This is a genomic window from Rhizobium sp. AG207R (genome assembly GCF_027109195.1).
Classification (GTDB): Bacteria; Pseudomonadota; Alphaproteobacteria; order Rhizobiales; family Rhizobiaceae; genus Rhizobium; species Rhizobium dioscoreae.
The window spans coordinates 250,286-266,777 of the sequence record NZ_JAEPVT010000006.1 but is presented as its reverse complement, the minus strand read 5'-3'; the positions used below and the strand labels follow the sequence as shown (position 1 = coordinate 266,777).

General features: G+C 58.5%; 16 protein-coding genes. 9 read left to right on the top strand and 7 right to left on the bottom strand.

Translation table 11 applies throughout. From position 1 onward, the window contains the following. Positions 1-149 precede the first annotated feature (149 nt). The 3 genes from JJQ51_RS16415 to JJQ51_RS16405 all read right to left on the bottom strand — a co-directional run bounded on the left by JJQ51_RS16415 (position 150) and on the right by JJQ51_RS16405 (position 3,093). Entirely contained in the window at positions 150-1,319 is a 1,170-nt protein-coding gene (locus tag JJQ51_RS16415) for a glutathionylspermidine synthase family protein (RefSeq protein ID WP_113351873.1), read from the bottom strand. Between the two features lie 11 nt (positions 1,320-1,330). Continuing rightward, positions 1,331-1,918 (bottom strand): DUF1190 domain-containing protein, encoded by a 588-nt coding sequence (locus tag JJQ51_RS16410; RefSeq protein WP_162748790.1) that lies wholly within the window; start codon positions 1,916-1,918, stop codon positions 1,331-1,333. Between the two features lie 356 nt (positions 1,919-2,274). Next, positions 2,275-3,093, bottom strand: coding sequence for a LytTR family DNA-binding domain-containing protein (locus JJQ51_RS16405; RefSeq protein WP_113351875.1), 819 nt, complete (start codon positions 3,091-3,093; stop codon positions 2,275-2,277). An 86-nt stretch (positions 3,094-3,179) separates the two neighbouring features. Between JJQ51_RS16405 and JJQ51_RS16400 the strand changes: the two genes are divergently transcribed. Next, positions 3,180-3,671 (top strand): DUF2306 domain-containing protein, encoded by a 492-nt coding sequence (locus tag JJQ51_RS16400; protein ID WP_113352042.1) that lies wholly within the window; start codon positions 3,180-3,182, stop codon positions 3,669-3,671. A 94-nt stretch (positions 3,672-3,765) separates the two neighbouring features. Further along, positions 3,766-4,689: a KPN_02809 family neutral zinc metallopeptidase gene (ypfJ, locus tag JJQ51_RS16395; protein WP_113332271.1), complete on the top strand. Its 924-nt coding sequence runs from the start codon at positions 3,766-3,768 to the stop codon at positions 4,687-4,689. 51 nt (positions 4,690-4,740) lie between these two features. Here the strand turns inward: ypfJ and JJQ51_RS16390 are convergent, their stop codons facing one another. Then, entirely contained in the window at positions 4,741-5,733 is a 993-nt protein-coding gene (locus JJQ51_RS16390) for an aldo/keto reductase (protein WP_113351876.1), read from the bottom strand. A gap of 121 nt (positions 5,734-5,854) precedes the next feature. On the opposite strand from JJQ51_RS16390, the gene JJQ51_RS16385 reads away from it, so the two are divergent. From JJQ51_RS16385 to JJQ51_RS16370, 4 genes are all read left to right on the top strand, one after another. Then, a complete protein-coding gene (locus JJQ51_RS16385) occupies positions 5,855-6,766 on the top strand; it encodes a LysR family transcriptional regulator (RefSeq protein ID WP_113332273.1) in 912 nt (303 codons plus the stop codon). Between the two features lie 158 nt (positions 6,767-6,924). After that, positions 6,925-8,181 carry a TCR/Tet family MFS transporter gene (locus JJQ51_RS16380; RefSeq protein ID WP_113351877.1) on the top strand — a complete coding sequence of 419 codons (1,257 nt, stop codon included), beginning with the start codon at positions 6,925-6,927 and terminating at the stop codon, positions 8,179-8,181. Positions 8,182-8,329: 148 nt separating this feature from the next. Further along, positions 8,330-9,727, top strand: a complete 1,398-nt coding sequence (locus tag JJQ51_RS16375) for an MATE family efflux transporter (RefSeq protein ID WP_113332274.1) — start codon at positions 8,330-8,332, stop codon at positions 9,725-9,727. A 92-nt stretch (positions 9,728-9,819) separates the two neighbouring features. Continuing rightward, complete coding sequence (locus tag JJQ51_RS16370) at positions 9,820-10,392, top strand: EVE domain-containing protein (RefSeq protein WP_113351878.1); 573 nt, start codon at positions 9,820-9,822, stop codon at positions 10,390-10,392. Between the two features lie 115 nt (positions 10,393-10,507). On the opposite strand, the gene carA is transcribed toward JJQ51_RS16370, so the two are convergent. Beyond that, the gene (gene carA / locus JJQ51_RS16365; protein WP_113351879.1) at positions 10,508-11,716 is read right to left on the bottom strand and encodes a glutamine-hydrolyzing carbamoyl-phosphate synthase small subunit; all 1,209 of its coding nucleotides are present in this window, start codon (positions 11,714-11,716) and stop codon (positions 10,508-10,510) included. A gap of 299 nt (positions 11,717-12,015) precedes the next feature. On the opposite strand from carA, the gene JJQ51_RS16360 reads away from it, so the two are divergent. After that, positions 12,016-12,468: a GatB/YqeY domain-containing protein gene (locus JJQ51_RS16360; RefSeq protein WP_095435367.1), complete on the top strand. Its 453-nt coding sequence runs from the start codon at positions 12,016-12,018 to the stop codon at positions 12,466-12,468. On the opposite strand, the gene JJQ51_RS16355 is transcribed toward JJQ51_RS16360, so the two are convergent. Further along, positions 12,449-12,991: a hypothetical protein gene (locus JJQ51_RS16355; protein ID WP_233788718.1), complete on the bottom strand. Its 543-nt coding sequence runs from the start codon at positions 12,989-12,991 to the stop codon at positions 12,449-12,451. The two genes, JJQ51_RS16360 and JJQ51_RS16355, sit on opposite strands and share 20 nt — an antisense overlap. A 126-nt stretch (positions 12,992-13,117) precedes the next feature. On the opposite strand from JJQ51_RS16355, the gene JJQ51_RS16350 reads away from it, so the two are divergent. Next, positions 13,118-13,345, top strand: coding sequence for a hypothetical protein (locus JJQ51_RS16350; RefSeq protein WP_233788719.1), 228 nt, complete (start codon positions 13,118-13,120; stop codon positions 13,343-13,345). 355 nt (positions 13,346-13,700) lie between these two features. Here JJQ51_RS16350 and JJQ51_RS16345 read toward each other — a convergent pair whose 3' ends face one another. Then, positions 13,701-13,934, bottom strand: coding sequence for a hypothetical protein (locus JJQ51_RS16345; protein ID WP_092711581.1), 234 nt, complete (start codon positions 13,932-13,934; stop codon positions 13,701-13,703). Between the two features lie 569 nt (positions 13,935-14,503). Here JJQ51_RS16345 and dnaG point away from each other — a divergent pair. Continuing rightward, positions 14,504-16,489: a DNA primase gene (gene dnaG, locus JJQ51_RS16340; RefSeq protein WP_113351880.1), complete on the top strand. Its 1,986-nt coding sequence runs from the start codon at positions 14,504-14,506 to the stop codon at positions 16,487-16,489. Positions 16,490-16,492 lie beyond the last annotated feature (3 nt).

The following is a 16,492-nucleotide window of genomic DNA, read 5'->3' as shown; positions in this document are numbered from 1 at the left end:
GCAATATTTTCAGGCTAGAAGCGGCTTATAGGCAAATGTATTTGCAAACGGAACCCCATAAATGGCGGAATCGACATGAATTCTGCCGAGATCGTCATGGAGCGGCCAAACGCCGGGTAAGGGCAACCCATACTGATGCTATCGATCAACTAGCTCTCGATATAATGGGGTACGAAGCGTGAGGTGTCGCGCGTGACGGGAGTATCGTCCTCGCGGATGCCGATACCCGCCGGCTGACCGGCAACGATCCAGGATCCGATGACGGTCCAATCATCGCCAAAGCGGGGAAGAAGGTGTAATGCCTGTCTGATATATCCTTCTTCACCATAGGGTCCCTCGACGTGATATGTACCAACGCCGGCTTCGTGATTGACGAGCGTCACATTCGCGCCTTCGCGCGAAAGCAACGGTTTACGGACATAACGATCGCCGAGATTGCCGATACGCGGATCGTCCTCGAAATAGGCAGGCAATAGATTTTCATGGCCGGGAAACATTGCCCACAATACCGGCAGCAATCCTTTGTTGGACAGTGTCAGTTTCCATAGCGGTTCGATGACCCGCGTGGGAGTTGAGGGCAGATGGCGGCCGAAGGGCTCGCGCACCATATCTTCGAGCGGATAGAGCTTGAACAGGCAGTCGATGGGCTCATCTTGAAGATCGATCAGCCGGTGGCCGTCGTCGACGCCGATATCGGGCATGGCGATCAGCTTCGTCTCGCAGCCGGCCTGTGCGGCGCAATCGACAAGATAGTTCAGCGTCACAAGGTCTTCTTCCGATTCCAGCATACCGGCAAAGTGCATGCGACCCGACGGCGCAGCGAGAAGGCGCAGCGCGTCGATCAGGCGTTCATGAATGGAATTGAACTGGTCTGCCGAGGAGGGGAGTTCGCCGCGCCGCTTCATGTCTTCCAGCCATCGCCACTGGAAAACAGCGCTTTCGAACAGGCTGGTCGGCGTGTCGGCATTGAACTCAAGAAGCTTTGCCGGACCGTTCCCATCATAGGCGAGGTCGAAACGGCCGTAGAGGTCACGTTCCCGATTGCGCCAGGAACGCAGTACGGCGTCATGATAGGCCGGCGGAATGGCCAGCCGGCGCATCAATTCATCGTCCGAAGCGATCCGTTCGACCGCCGCATAGCACATGTCCAGCAACTCGGCGGAGGGTTCTTCGAGTTTCGCCTCTACTTCCTCGAGGGTAAACGCGTAGGCGTGTCTCTCATCCCAATAGCGTTGACCGTACATGGAATGGATGGTGAAGCCACAGGCTTCGGCGTCGGCCTTCCAATCCGGCCGCTCATTCATGATAATACGTTTCATCCGTTCACCCGTCAGCTCGAAAGGTGGAAGCCGCGAGAGCCCCAGCCGCCGCGTTCCACCGTGCTGGCTGAGGGCGTCGATCGTTCGGAAGACTTCCCCCAGGAACCACCGCCACCACCGCCGCCGCCACTGGAGGAAGACGATTGCGTATTGTCGTCCTTTCTTTCCGCATAGACTGTTTTTCCAAGCAACATGCCATTCGCAAGGCTTCGTCCGGCGGCCGTTCGGAAGTCGCTGCTCCCACGCGGTTGGTAAAGTGCTTTGGCGTCAAACGATCTGGCGGCGCTGCCGACGAGATAGCCGGCCAACAAGGGAATAAAGTGACCCGTTCCGGCCTGATGAGCGCTGGTTGCCGGCTGACATCTGCCAACGCCGTAATCCTTTTCGCAATTAGCCGCTGTTTCGTAGGCGGGCGCATTTCGCTGGCGCTCCTCCTCGGCTGCGGCAAATTGGGTTCGGCATTCGTCGGCGGAAAAGACATCCCCCGCGATGCACGCGTCGACGTCCTTGTATATCTGGACGGTGTCTTGCTTTTGCCCGCAGCCCGCCAATGCCGCTGTTCCCATGAGCAGCAGAGACACACTCATCGATCGCTTCATAAAACCCCCTGCGCATTGCGCGTTCATGCGCCCGCATATTCAAGGATACCACCCGGTCTAGGTCGATCAGCCGCAAACACGCAGGCGCGGTATCGCGGTTGTCCACATATGTAAGGGATACAACGTAAAGAATATAGGCGCGAAGAAAGAGTTAGGTGCCGATCGGCCGCATTTAAAGAACGTAGACGTGCGCTCGGTTGATTTTTTTAAGACCAACGGTTGTGATCGTAAAGAATAGCTTTACGGCTTTCATAAGCCGTGGGAGCATTTGAAAAAAAAGCGTCTCTCTTCCTGGGCCTGAATTGCCGGGAGGCGCACTACGGGTTGGAATGGGCCTGTCGGCCGCGGTGCCGTCGTCAGCCGAAACGGTGCCGGACGGCTTCGGCATAAGAGCGGCTGACAGGCACTTCCACGCCGTCGCGCGTGATGACGAAAAGCTTGCCGTTGTCGCGTTTCAGCCGGTCGACGTGGTCCGTCGCGATCCAATGGGATCGGTGGAGGCGTATGCCCTCCGTATTGCCGAGTTCCGTAAGCGCATCGCCAAAGCGCAGCAGGATGAGCTCCCGGCCACGTGTTGTTACGACCTCGGTATAGTGATCGCGAATGGTGAGCCTTATCAAGGCGCCCCGGTTTTCCGGCTTCAAGCGCGACAGAATCGGCGGCGGAGAAGCCGAGGTTCGGATGCCCGCTGCCGACGCGGTTTCCGTCTCCGCGGCATCCGATCCCTCGGCTGCCATTGCCATCTGCTGATGCATGGTCAGAGTGGACAAGATACTGAAGAGAGCACAAAGCGGTATGGCGCCGAGCGACTGACGGAGGCTGCCGATCACCGTGAACGTCGTTCGGAAAAACGCCAGGTCGACGAGCGTAATGCCGAAGCCTATCGGCAGCGCGGCAATGATAGATCCGATCATCATCCGGAGGAGCATATTCGATATATGCTTGCGTAGGAGGATTTCGGCGGCCACGGAGAAGACGATGGCGATGAACCAAGCCATGGCGTGAAGGACAAGCCAATAACCGAGGCGGGCTCCCGGCGTTAAGCGATAAATGGTGCCGTACGGCCCGGTCCACGCAAAGATCAGGACGATAGCGACAAAGGTCGCCCAGAAACGCGGTGAACGCTGGATGACCCGCAATTCGCGAAGCGTGGATTGCAGAAAGGTGTGATCCACGAAGATGTTCCGTTCTTTCGCGCAGATTGGGTTGAGAGAACAACAGTATCACGGAAAGATTTGTCAAACTCAACCGGATACAGATGATGACTCTCGAGCCGCTTCTCAGTGCCCCGATCGCAATCCGAATCCATGTCGCGGCGGTCATTCCCGCCGCCGTGCTCGGCACCTATCTTCTCGTCAGGCCGAAGGGGACGCCGAGTCACCGTCTGCTTGGCAAGATATGGCTGGCCTTGATGGTGATTACGGCGCTGTCGAGCTTCTTTATTCACCAGATCAACGTCTTCTATGGCTTCAGCCCGATCCATCTGCTCTCGATATTTGTTCTCGTCGCCAGTTGGCGAGCGATCGAAAATGCCCGCAGACATAATATAGCGGCACATAAGCGTAACGTCAGAAGCCTTTACTTCGGCGGTATTGTCGGCGCGGGCATGTTTAGTTTCATACCGGACCGCATCATGGGCAAGGTGGCCTTCGATGGAAATGAAACAGCGCCATTTCTGGTCGCGGCAGGTATAGCCATCGCGCTTTTATGGCTGATGTCCAAAGAAATAAGGCAGCGGCGGCGTTTAAGCTGATGTTCTGTCGATAGCCAACTGGCTTTGTTGCACATCCTGGATATATAAATGCCTCAAGGGACTTTGAATTTTAGGCATCGCCAGGAGGTGCACTATGGATTGGAAGGGGCGTCGGCAATCCGACAATATCGAAGACGAACGCGGCTCATCGCCGATGGGCGGCGGGATAGGTGGCGGCGGCTTCCGGTTTCCGGGCGGAGGGATCGGTGGCGGTGGCTTGAGCTTCCGCACCATTATCGTGCTTATCGTGATCTTCCTGATCCTGAGGGCCATGGGCGTCGATGTCATCGGCCTGCTGCAGCAGAGCGGCATGCTGGAAGGTGGCGGCTCCGGATATCAGCAGAGCACCTCCAACAGCGGTGGAGGCGGGCAGCCGGCCAACGACGAGATGAAGCAGTTCGTCGCGACCGTTCTTGCCGATACGGAAGACACCTGGACCGGCATCTTCAAATCAATGGGTCAGACCTATACCGATCCGAAGCTCGTGCTGTTTTCCGGCAGTTTCCCTTCGGCCTGCGGTCAGGCTTCCGCGGCTACCGGTCCGTTCTACTGCCCGAGCGATCAGAAGGTCTATCTCGACATGGCTTTCTTTCAGCAGATGAAGGATCAGTTCGGCGCGTCCGGCGATTTCGCGCAGGCCTATGTGATCGCACATGAGGTCGGCCACCATGTGCAGGACCTGCTCGGAATCCTGCCGAAATTCAATCAGGCCCGCCGCAACATGAGCGAAGTGGACGCCAACAAGATGTCGGTGCGCATCGAGCTGCAGGCCGACTGCTTCGCCGGCATCTGGGGCAAGTTCACCCAGCAGAAGGGCATCCTGCAAGCCGGCGATCTCGAAGAGGCGCTGAATGCGGCGCAGCAGATCGGCGATGACACACTGCAGAAGCGCACGCAAGGCTATGTCGTTCCCGACAGTTTCAACCACGGCACGTCGGCGCAACGCGTAAAGTGGTTCAAGCAGGGCTTTGAATCCGGCAAGCTCTCGGATTGCGATACGCTGAATAATCCGGTCTGATCTTGCTTGCCCGCTCCCGTGATACCGGCGAGCGGGCAAGCCTTTGGCGCATTATTTCTCGCTGTCGAGATGCGTCAGCTGTGCTTCCGGATAACGGCCGCCGGCTGCAGCGTCTTTCGGGATCGCGCGTTCGATTGCGGCCATATCGGCTTGTGACAATTCAACCGAGAGCGCTCCCAGGGCTTCCGTCAGGCGATCGCGACGGCGGGCGCCTATGACCGGGACGATGTCTTTGCCCTGAGCTGCGACCCAGGCGATTGCGATCTGTGCAACGCTGGCGCCTTTCGCCTCGGCGATCCCGCGCAAAGCTTCGACCAGTTCCAGGTTCTTTTCGACGTTTCCGGCCTGAAAGCGCGGACTTATCGTGCGGAAATCGCCCTTTTGGACATTATCTTTCTGCCAGTGGCCACTGATGAGACCGCGCGACAGCACGCCGTAAGCGGTGATGCCGATCCCTAATTCACGGCAGGTCGGCAGGATCTTGTCTTCTATGCCGCGCGATATCAGCGAGTATTCGATCTGCAGGTCAACAATCGGATGGATGGCAGCGGCGCGGCGGATGGTGTCAGCGCCGACTTCCGACAGGCCGATATGCCTGATGTAGCCTGCCTTGATGAGATCCGATATCGCGCCGATCTGATCTTCGATTGGCACGTTCGGGTCGAGACGGGCAGGGCGGTAGATATCGATGTGATCGACGCCGAGCCTTTGCAGCGAATAGGCGACGAAATTCCGGATCGCCGCCGGCCGGGCATCGTAACCGAGCCATGCGCCGGAGGGATCGCGGAGTGCGCCGAACTTGACGCTGAGCAGGAAATCATCCCGCTTCAATCCCTTGATGGCTTCGCCGATCAACATCTCATTGTGGCCCATGCCGTAGAAATCACCCGTATCCAGCAGGTTGATCCCGGCATCGAGGGCGGCGTGGATGGTGGCGATGCTCTCAGTGCGATCGGACGGGCCATACATGCCGGACATGCCCATGCAGCCGAGGCCCAGAGCCGATACCTGCAGGCCTGTCCTACCCAGTTGAGTTTTTTCCATCCTGCTTCTCCTTGGCTAAGGCGTGCGCCATCTCACGATGGCTTCTATTGTCATATTTACTCCATCAATCCCTGTGCGATAATCCAGGTAAATCGAAACGGGTTGTTTGGAATTTCGTACAATGGATGATTTGCCCCTGGCCGATCTGGTCGCCTTTACCGCCGTCGCCCGCGAGCGCAGCTTTCGTGAGGCAGCGCGCAGGCGCGGCGTTTCCGCCTCCTCGTTGAGCGAAGCGGTTCGCCGGCTGGAGGAGCGGCTGGCGGTGCGCCTGCTCAATCGCACGACGAGAAGCGTCACGCCGACGGAGGCGGGAGAGCGGCTGATGGAGCGCCTGACGCCGGCCATGAGCGAGATCGCCGTCGCGCTCGATGACATCAACAGCTTTCGCGACAGCGTCGGCGGAACGTTGCGGCTGAATGTGCCGACGGTTGCCGCCATGGTCGTCATGCCCGATATCATCAGCCGTTTCCTGAGGGAATATCCGGCGATCTCGGTCGAAATCGTTGCCGAGGATAGTTTCATCGACGTCGTGGCGGCTGGCTATGATGCCGGTATTCGCTATGATGAGCGGCTGGAAAAGGACATGATCGCCGTGCCGATCGGGCCGCGGCAACAGTATTATGTTACGGCTGCGGCACCGGCCTACCTCGCGGCAAATGGCACGCCGAGGCATCCGCGCGATATATTGGAGCATCGCTGCATCCGTCATCGCTTCCTGAGCGGATCCGTCGTTCCCTGGGAGTTCGAAAGAAACGGCGAGACGATCTTCATCGCCCCGCCGATGGTCGTTGCGACGAATTCGATCGATATCGAACGCAGTGCGGCCGCGGCCGGCTTGGGTATCATCCGAACATTCAAGGAATTTCTTGAGCCGCAAATTGCCCGCGGAGAGCTGGTGCCGATCCTCGAAGAATGGGACACCGTCTTTTCCGGTCCGTTTCTCTATTACGCCAGCAGGCGGCACATGCCGGCGCCACTCAGAGCCTTCGTCGATTTCCTGAATCGCGAGCAGAAACGCAGTCGCGACAGATAGTCGCTTTGCGCCGAAGATCAAAAAAACCGGTCAATAAATCAATAAGATTGAAGCGTTCACGGATTGTTTCCGCCAAAATCTTTATGTATGGGGGAGCTCCGGTTTTTCGTTCACGTTCTGTCTCTTTCATCGAGACGGAGCCGCCAGAAGGCACCTCCATGATCGATCAGAAATTCGCCCGTCGGGGCCTGTTCCTCGTCTTCCTTATTCTCTTCCTCGACGTCATCGGCATCGCGATCATCATGCCGGTCATGCCGAAATATCTTGAGGAATTGACGGGTGCCTCGGTCAGCACGGCGGCGACCGAGGGTGGCTGGCTGCTGCTGGCCTATGCCGCCATGCAGTTCCTGTTTTCGCCGTTGATCGGCAATCTGAGCGATCGTTTCGGCCGCCGCCCGCTTCTGCTTGCTTCGGTACTGACATTCGCCATCGACAATTTCATCTGCGCGATTGCCGGCTCTTACTGGATGCTGTTCGTTGGCCGCATTCTTGCCGGCATCAGCGGCGCAAGCTTCTCGACCTGCTCGGCCTATATCGCCGATATCAGCAATGACGAAAACCGCGCGAAGAATTTCGGCCTGATCGGCATGGCTTTCGGCGTCGGCTTCGTGCTCGGGCCTGTTATCGGCGGCTTCCTCGGCGAGTTCGGGCCGCGCGTGCCTTTCTACGGCGCGGCGGCTCTGGCCTTCCTGAATTTCGTCGGCGCCTATTTCCTCTTGCCGGAAACGCTGGATGCCAAGCATCGCCGGCCTTTCGAGATCACGCGCGCCAATCCGTTCGGCGCGCTCAGACAAATGCGCCGCTACCAGGGCATCGGCTGGGTCTGCGTCGTGATGTTCCTGAACTGGCTGGCGCACGGCGTCTATCCGGCCGTATGGGCTTTCGTCACCTCCTATCGCTATGACTGGAGCGAAGGGCAGATCGGCTTCTCGCTCGCCGTCTATGGGATCGGTGCCGCCATCGCCATGGGTCTGGTACTGCCGCGGCTCGTGCCTGTGCTCGGTGAGTGGAAGACCGCAGTGCTCGGAATGGTGTTTTCCTGTCTCGGTCTGATCGGTTACGCCTTTTCATGGCAAGGATGGATGGTTTACGCGGTTATCGTCCTGACTGTCATCGAAAACGTGGCGGATGCGCCTTTGCGATCGATTGCAGCCAGCAAGGTTCCGCCTTCCGCACAGGGTGAATTGCAGGGGGCGCTCGGTAGCCTGACGAGTATTACTGCCATCATCGGGCCGGTGCTGTTTCCCTATCTGTTTCAGTATTATACCGCGCCGGCCGCACCCGTCGTTTTTGCCGGTGCACCCTTCATCATGAGCGCAATTCTGGTGGTCGGCGGGCTTGTCGTGCTTGTGATGAAGGTTCGCAAGACGGAACCGAAGGCGGTCGCACAATCACAGGCGGGCGAGGCAGCCTAAAAAATCATCAGATATTTTGATGCTCCGATGAATTCTTTAGCATCATGGGCTTGTCTGCTGGCTTTTTAAGCTAAGTTGCGTTAATGCGGCAGGCTCGCGCACGCATGGGTAGGGCGGTCCGCGCGATTCTAAAGATCGAGTCTTCGCTATGGATATGCCGGTACCTGCGCGCCCGCACGCGCATGACAATGATAATTCGTGGTCCGCACATGTTCGCGCAACGCTTGCGCTGGGCATTCCGTTGATCGGCGCGCAATTGGCGCAGCTCGGCATCAATACCACTGACGTGATGATCGTCGGCCGGCTCGGCGCCGAGCAGCTGGCTGCAATGGTGCTTTCCGCGCAGTTCCTGTTCACGATCCTGGTTTTCGGTTCGGGCTTTTCCATCGCGGTCATGCCGCTGGTGGCACAGGCCTATGGCAGAGGCGACGTTACCTCGGTGCGCCGTGCGCTGCGTATGGGCCTGTGGGTCGTAACGGCCTATTGGCTGTTGGTGCAGCCGGCATTTTTCTATTCCGAACAGATTCTGCTGGCGGCCGGACAAAAGCCTGACGTCGCGAAATTGGCGAGCGGCTATATCGATATCGGCCACTTCGCCGTGTTGCCGGGGCTGCTCTACAATGTCATCCGGGCGTTGGTCAGCGCCATCGGCCGTGCCGGCATCATCCTCAAGGTCACCATCGCCATGCTGGTCATGAATGCCGTGCTGGCCTATATCCTGGTGCTCGGACATTTCGGCTTGCCGGCGATGGGGCTGCATGGCGCGGCCATTGTCTCCGTCGCCGTGCAGACGGCCGGATTTCTCTTCATCGTCGGTTACGTGCAGGCCCACCAGGAAACGCGGCGCTACGAGATCTTCGCTCGATTCTGGCGGCCCGACTGGCATGCTTTGTGGGATGTCATCCGGCTTGGTTTTCCGATCGGTGTGACGGTTCTGGCTGAGGTCAGCCTGTTCACCGCGGCATCGCTGCTGATGGGGCAGATCGGCACGATCGAGCTTGCTGCCCACGGTATCGCGCTGCAGTGGGCTTCGATCGCCTTCATGATCCCGCTCGGCCTCAGCCAGGCTGCGACCGTGCGCGTCGGCGTCGCGCACGGCCAGGGCGATCATTTCGGCCTGAAGCGCGCGGCCATCGTGGTGCTCATCGTTTCGAGCTGCATTGCGGTTTGCGGCAGCATCCTGTTTGCAACCGTGCCATCCTGGCTGGCAAGCTGGTTCCTGGACGTCCATTCGGCCGAGGCCTCGCAGGTGCTTGCCTTTGCCGCGCCGCTGATTGTCGTCGCCGGCTTCTTCCAGCTCGTCGATGGGCTGCAGGCGATTGCGAGCGGCCTGCTGCGTGGTCTGAAGGATGCGCGCGTGCCTATGATCCTGGCGCTGATCGCCTATTGGCCGATCGGCTTCTTCCTCGCCTGGCTGCTGGCGTTTCCGCTCGGCTTCGGCGGCATCGGCATCTGGTTCGGCTTCCTGCTCGGCCTTGCTTCGGCGGCGGCGATGCTTTGTGCCCGGTTCTACATCCTCGTGCGGGCTGAGAAGGCTGCCGCCTGATAGCGACGGTCTTCGTTGCGTTGCGAGACTACTGACAAAACTTGACAGCATGGTCGTCTATATTGGTGACATACCAAAGACGGGAGACGACCATGTTATTCAAGGCAAGTAATCGTAACGATGTCGCGCTTTTCCCGCGGGACGACCAGATCAATCGGGGGGCAGCTGTACGCCTCCTGCCGCACGCCAACACTTCGTCCCGGCGACCGGAGCCGGAGCAGAAGTCCTATTGGTTGGCTGTGGCCAGTGCTGAGCATGTACGCATTGGGCGCGAACATGGCTTCATGCAAGTGAATCATGGCAAGCGGGCCCCCTTGAAGCGCATCAAGCCGGGCGACGGCATCGTCTACTACTCCCCATCCGTCAAGATGGGCGAGAGGGACGGCTTTCAGAGTTTCACTGCTATCGGCTTTGTCCGTGAGGGTGAGCCTTATCTCGCCGAGATGGGTTGCGGAAAAGCTTATCGCAAGGATGTGGATTGGCTTGATGCGCCCGAACAGCCGCTCCGTCCTCTCCTGGGCTGGCTTGATTTCACCCAGGACAAGAATTGGGGTTACAAGCTGAGATTCGGCTTCGTTGAATTCGGACAATCGGATTTCGAGTTCCTCGAAGAAATCCTGATGAGCGAGCTCGAAGTGGTCAAGCAGCGCCGCCTGCAAGCCTGAGCTCGGGCAAGCATGAACATATGCGACGAAAGACCTCCCAAGTTGACGCACAAAAAGAAAGCCTCGGATTGGTACCAATCCGAGGCTTTCTCATGCGATTGGATGGTCGGCTTTATCAGGCGCGTTCGGCCAGGGCTTCTTCGCCCTTCTTGTCGCGCACCAGGTTGATGAAGCGGCGGAAAAGATAGTGGCTATCCTGCGGGCCGGGTGACGCTTCAGGGTGATGCTGCACCGAGAAGACCGGCTTGCCCGATACGCGCAGGCCGCAATTGCTGCCGTCGAAGAGCGAAATATGAGTCTCCTCAACACCTTCCGGCAGCGAGTTGGAGTCGACTGCGAAGCCGTGGTTCATCGAAACGATTTCGACCTTGCCCGTCGTGTGGTCCTTCACCGGATGGTTGGCGCCGTGATGGCCCTGATGCATCTTCGCCGTCTTGGCGCCGAGCGCCAGACCGAGCATCTGGTGGCCGAGGCAGATGCCGAAGAGCGGGATTTCGGTCTTCAGCAGGTCCTTGATGACGGGCACGGCATATTCGCCCGTCGCAGCCGGGTCGCCGGGACCGTTGGACAGGAAGATGCCGTCCGGCTTGAGACCAAGCACGTCATCCGTCGAAGCCGTCGCCGGCAGGACGGTGACCTTGCAATCGAGGCCGGCAAACAGGCGCAGAATGTTACGCTTGACGCCGTAGTCGAGGCAGACGACATGGTACTTGGCGTCGTCGGCGCCGAGTTCACCATAGCCTTCGTTCCAGACCCAGGGCGTCTGCGACCATTGCGAGGACTGACCCGAGGAAGCGACCTTGGCGAGATCGAGACCTTCGAGACCGCTCCACGCCTTGGCGTCCGCCTTCAGCTGCTCGATGTCGAAGACGCCGTTCGGATCGTGAGCGATCACGCCATTCGGCATGCCGTTCTCGCGGATCCAGGCGGTCAGCGCACGGGTGTCGATGCCGCAGAGACCGATGATACCGCGCGCCTTCAGCCACTGGTCGAGGTGCTTGGCGGCACGGTAGTTCGAGGGATCGGTGATATCAGCCTTGAAGATGACGCCGACAGCGCCGTGACGGGCGGCTGGTGTCAAGTCTTCGATATCTTCATCGTTGGTGCCGACATTGCCGATATGAGGGAAGGTGAAGGTGACGATCTGGCCGAGATAGGAGGGGTCGGTGAGGATCTCTTCATAACCCGTCAGCGCCGTGTTGAAGCAGACTTCGGCCTGGACCTTGCCGGTCGCGCCGATACCCTTGCCTTCGATCACGGTGCCATCCGCGAGAACGAGGAGGGCGGTCGGCTTTTCAGTGGTCCATGGGGCTGTGGCGGTCATAGTCATCCCGTTTCCGGCGTCGGGCGCGGCCTTGAAGAGACCGGCGGTTCCGCCATGTTTGTAGCAAGGTGCAGCCGTCGACCGAGGTCGCGGCTTGAGATCTTCCTATCGATCTAATGTGCAGGTGATGGACATAGCTAAACAAGGCGAGCCGGTCAATGCGCGCTTTCGCTTTCCTGATAGGGAATTCGGGCTTCCGGGCGCAATTGCGTTGATCGGCACTGTTGGTTTAAGAGACAGCAACATGACATAAGTGGCCGGGGCGATCGTCGCCGGCCTGCTTCAAGGAGTTTAGAGACATGATCCGCGAAACCCTTTCCAATGCCCAGAAGGACGCCATGAAGGCAAAGGATACGGCGAGGCTTTCGACCGTCCGTCTCATCCTTGCTGCGATCAAGGACAAGGACATTGCCAATCGCGGTCTCGGCAAGGAACAGGCGAGCGAGGATGAGATCCTGCAGTTGCTCGCCAAGATGATCAAGCAGCGCGAGGAATCGGTGAAGATCTACATCGACGGCGGCCGCCCGGAGCTCGCCGACAAGGAGCGCGAAGAGATCGCCGTCATCCAGGGCTTCATGCCCGAGCAGCTTTCCGAAGAAAAGGTGCGTGAGATCTGCGTTGCGATTGTCGCAGAACTCGGCGCGCAGAGCCTGAAGGATATGGGCAAGTGTGTGGCCGCCCTGCGCGAGCGCTATGCCGGCCAGATGGATTTCGCAAAAGCCTCGGCCATCCTTAAGGAACTGCTGAAGTAAAACTCTGTTTCACCCTCGGCATGCGGACCGGCCGCGTGCCGAGGACAGTTTGCCAGGCGGCGTCTATGATGGCGAGCTTCCCCGCCTGATAATTCCGATATTCCTCAATGAAAGCGGTGGAGAGCCAAAGCTGGCTCCGCCCCGGCGATCCCGTCCATCCGACGCTTTGCATCTTTATGGCCTTGTTCATGAGTCGCTTTGCATTGGTCCTGGAGATGAGAAACCGGTTGCAGATATCCGTAAAGGCCACCGGCCCGATGACCGCTTTCTGAGTCGTCGTGTTGATCGTGACGATGCGAGAGATCAGATAATCCATGATGATGCCGCCTGAATTTGCCCAGGTGAACAGATCGAACGTTTCTCCCGGATTGCGCAGGTCGTCATTTTCTATGATGCCGACCGAGATCGGGGGCTGTAGCAGACCAATGAGCTCCGGTTTTTTGCTGAACAGGGCGTTGCGCTTGCCGCCATCCAATCGATCCAGCACGGAAAGATGGATGCTCATCCATTTCGCAAGCTGCATTGCTGCCTCTTCCGTGGGCTGCATCGGCCGCGCGCGCCTGTCGCTCGTGACCGGCAGATAGCGCAGAAAACCGAGAGCCAGCATCTCCTGAATGAAGCTGAGCGCGGTGTTGTGGCTGGCGATTTCATGTTCGACGATATAGTTGGCGAAGCGATTGGCATGAATGCCGGGCGGTTCTCCATCGATGCCGCCGCAATAAAGGGCGAAGCCGGCGAGCGCCATCAGCCAGCGTTGCTGCGAAGCAAAGACAGAGCATACGCGCTGATTCTCATCATAAGTGGATATAATCTCTCGTGTATAATCGAGGATTTCCGTGAAAAATTTGGGGTCTTGAACAAGTTCCTTCGCGGATAAAGACATGCAACCGTCTCCGATCAGCTGAACAAAGTTTCAAATTGTCTGACGAGATAATTACTAAGATCGCATATACGTAGATAATAAAAGATATCGATCGAGGTCGTTGCGTCAAGATACTTGCGCCGACGAACCAAAGATGGTCCGCAGCCTATGTTCAATGCTCGTGTTGTCGCGAAATTGAGATGGCCCAAAATTAGAGAAGGCAGGAGCTGGGGGAGCTCCTGCCTTCTTGCGCTTTGCTGACGTTCGATGACGCAGGGTGGGGCCCAAAAATCAAACGTCTTTTGCAAAGGCACTCAGGTGGGGCGGCGCCGGGGGTAGGGATGGTGCCCCACCTGAGTATCTGCTGAACTTATCTGAAGATCCTAATCTGCTGGGGCAAAGCCAATGCCTGCGGCGGCAGTTCGGACATTTGAACCTTTACGCCTGCCGTAAGGGCAGGAACTTTCATATTCGCCGGCAACTGATATCCCGCACCGGCATAGAGCACATTCTTTTCGCTGGCGCCGCTGTCCATCGTGGCCGAGCTGTAGGTCGCTGTGGCGAAGATGGCCGCTGCTGCCAAGGGTACGATCAGAATGCGCATTTCCCTCTCCTAAACTGAAAGCCCGTACCTGGTGGCTTCCGGTTCGTCAGGGCGTCTCGGCATGTCGCGTCGCAAAGAAGTTTCTTCGCCGGCTTGTCTCGCCCTGTGAGAAGAACGCTATTGCGGCGCACACGAACAATCAAATTACAAAAAAATAATGTTTGGCTTACAAACCTTGCCGCAAATGCGCCGTCAGAGAGTGTCCCACGGGCGTCATTGCTTTGCACCCATTGATTGTCCATTGCAGTGCTCTTGTTCGCGTTTGTCTGCAATAGGCTGCGCAAGCCTTTGCTTTTTGGCGGATTTTCGCGGACGAAATAGTTACTCCTATGGACATAACCTACCAGTTTCGGTCACGCCGAGGCGATTTTTGAGCGTTTCAGGCCTGTCGAACGCAGCCGTGGATTTCGACACGAATGCGGATAAATGTGTCGCCGTGTTCACGGAGTTGTGATCGAATGGCGACGATGCAATCGCCGACAAAGGGCTGTGAATAGCGTGGGAGGCGGTCGGGGTCATCGTGGCAATGCCTGGTATTCCTGTTTATATGGGATGAGCCAGAGGTAGCCATGCGATTTTCCAATACGTTTCTCGACGAGATTCGCGACCGCGTCTTGATTTCGGACGTGATCGGTCGTCGTGTGACCTGGGACAGGCGCAAGACGAATGTGCCGCGCGGCGATTACTGGGCTTGCTGCCCCTTCCACGGCGAGAAGTCGCCGAGCTTCCACTGCGAGGACCGCAAGGGGCGTTATCATTGCTTCGGCTGCGGCGTAACGGGCGATCATTTTCGCTTTCTCACCGAATTGGAAGGCTTGAGCTTTCCGGAAGCGGTGCAGCAGATCGCCGATATGGCCGGCGTTCCCATGCCTGTTGCGGATCCGATGGAGGCGAAGCGCGAGAAGGAACGCACGTCGCTACTCGATGTTATGGAGATGGCGACTCAGTTTTTCCAAGATCAGCTGCAGACCGCCAATGGTGCACGGGCGAGGGCTTATCTGCGTGATCGCGGCCTCAGCGGCCGCACCATCGAAACCTTCCGCCTAGGATATTCGCCCGATAGCCGCAACGCGCTGAAAGAGCATCTTGCCAGCAAGGGTGTGCTGAAGGAACAGATGGAGGCCTGTGGCCTTGTCGTGCACGAGAATGTGCCGGTTTCCTATGACCGGTTTCGTGACCGCATCATGTTTCCGATTCTCTCTTCCAGGGAAAAGGTGATTGCCTTTGGCGGCCGCGCCATGTCGCCGGATGCACCAGCGAAATATCTGAATTCCAACGAGACAGAGCTCTTTCACAAGGGCAACGTGCTCTACAATTTCACGCGTGCGCGCCGCGCTGCTCAGGGTGCCGACGGCGCTGGCACGATTATAGCAGTCGAAGGTTATATGGATGTCATCGCGCTGCATCAGGCCGGCGTCGAGAATGCGGTTGCGCCGCTCGGCACGGCACTGACGGAGAGCCAGCTCGATCTCCTGTGGAAGATGACGCCGGAGCCGGTGCTCTGCTTCGATGGCGATGGTGCCGGCATCCGTGCCGCCAATCGTGCTGCCGATCTGGCGCTGCCGCACATCAAACCGAACCGCACCGTGCGCTTTGCGCTATTGCCCGATGGCAAGGACCCTGACGATCTCGTGCGGCAGGATGGGCGTGCGCCGTTCGACAAGGTGCTGGCGCAGGCAAAGCCGCTTGCTGAGCTCATCTGGACGAGGGAAGCCGGCAGCGGCACCTTCGAGACGCCGGAGGCGCGTGCGGAGCTGGAAGCGCGATTGCGGCGCATTGTTTCGGTCATCGGCGATGAAGATGTGCGCCGTCATTATCAGCAGAATATGCGCGAGCGGCTGAACGGGCTGTTCCAGCCGCAGTTCCAGCGGGGCGGCCAGCGGGGACGTGGTTTTTCCCGTGACGGCAATGGCCGCAACTTCGCAGGTCGAGGCGGGCAGGCACGTGTTGGGGCCGCAATGATAACGACGGCATCCGACCGCCTGCAGCGCTCGGCCATGATTAAGGGACATCAGGATATCCCGAGCCTTCGCGAAAGCGTGCTCGCTTTGACCATCGTCAACCATCCGGCACTCCTGCAGGACGAATATGACGAGATTGCCGCGATCGATTATGACAGTCGTGAGTTGCAGCGGCTCTGGTCCGCGGTTCTCGGGGCAGCCGCAACTCTGGTCGGGCCTCAGCTCGTCCGCGAGCGGCTGGTCGAGCAATTGGAAGAACAGGATTTCGGCGCCTTGCTGAAGGGTCTGGAGCAGCAGATTCGCAATGCCCGTCTGTGGACGGCGACCGAGGAGGCCGCCATGGAGGATGCGCGCGAGGGGTATCGCCAGGCGCTCGCGCTCCACAAGCGTTCGAAAGCATTGCGCTGGCATAAGATCGAGCTGGAGGGTGCTATTGCCGAGGCGACGGAAGAAGGCGACGGTGAAGCGATCGAGCCATTGATTCGCGCCTTGCAGGAAGTGCAGCTCGAGGCGCTGCGGCTGGAAAACCAGGAAGCGATCATCGATGGCTTCGGCGTGCTCTCCGGTCGCGTCAAAGGTGCCGCTGGAAAATAGGGA

Excerpts from the sequence above, each read along its gene's own strand:
- JJQ51_RS16400 (WP_113352042.1), top strand. The coding sequence starts at position 3,180 with ATGACTCTCGAGCCGCTTCTCAGTGCCCCGATCGCAATCCGAATCCAT.
- ypfJ (WP_113332271.1), top strand. The coding sequence starts at position 3,766 with ATGGATTGGAAGGGGCGTCGGCAATCCGACAATATCGAAGACGAACGC.
- JJQ51_RS16410 (WP_162748790.1), bottom strand. The coding sequence starts at position 1,918 with ATGAAGCGATCGATGAGTGTGTCTCTGCTGCTCATGGGAACAGCGGCA.
- JJQ51_RS16355 (WP_233788718.1), bottom strand. The coding sequence starts at position 12,991 with ATGCAGCTTGCGAAATGGATGAGCATCCATCTTTCCGTGCTGGATCGA.
- JJQ51_RS16385 (WP_113332273.1), top strand. The coding sequence starts at position 5,855 with ATGGATGATTTGCCCCTGGCCGATCTGGTCGCCTTTACCGCCGTCGCC.
- JJQ51_RS16375 (WP_113332274.1), top strand. The coding sequence starts at position 8,330 with ATGGATATGCCGGTACCTGCGCGCCCGCACGCGCATGACAATGATAAT.
- JJQ51_RS16415 (WP_113351873.1), bottom strand. The coding sequence starts at position 1,319 with ATGAAACGTATTATCATGAATGAGCGGCCGGATTGGAAGGCCGACGCC.
- JJQ51_RS16345 (WP_092711581.1), bottom strand. The coding sequence starts at position 13,934 with ATGCGCATTCTGATCGTACCCTTGGCAGCAGCGGCCATCTTCGCCACA.
- carA (WP_113351879.1), bottom strand. The coding sequence starts at position 11,716 with ATGACCGCCACAGCCCCATGGACCACTGAAAAGCCGACCGCCCTCCTC.
- JJQ51_RS16370 (WP_113351878.1), top strand. The coding sequence starts at position 9,820 with ATGTTATTCAAGGCAAGTAATCGTAACGATGTCGCGCTTTTCCCGCGG.
- JJQ51_RS16360 (WP_095435367.1), top strand. The coding sequence starts at position 12,016 with ATGATCCGCGAAACCCTTTCCAATGCCCAGAAGGACGCCATGAAGGCA.
- JJQ51_RS16380 (WP_113351877.1), top strand. The coding sequence starts at position 6,925 with ATGATCGATCAGAAATTCGCCCGTCGGGGCCTGTTCCTCGTCTTCCTT.
- dnaG (WP_113351880.1), top strand. The coding sequence starts at position 14,504 with ATGCGATTTTCCAATACGTTTCTCGACGAGATTCGCGACCGCGTCTTG.
- JJQ51_RS16350 (WP_233788719.1), top strand. The coding sequence starts at position 13,118 with ATGTTCGACGATATAGTTGGCGAAGCGATTGGCATGAATGCCGGGCGG.
- JJQ51_RS16390 (WP_113351876.1), bottom strand. The coding sequence starts at position 5,733 with ATGGAAAAAACTCAACTGGGTAGGACAGGCCTGCAGGTATCGGCTCTG.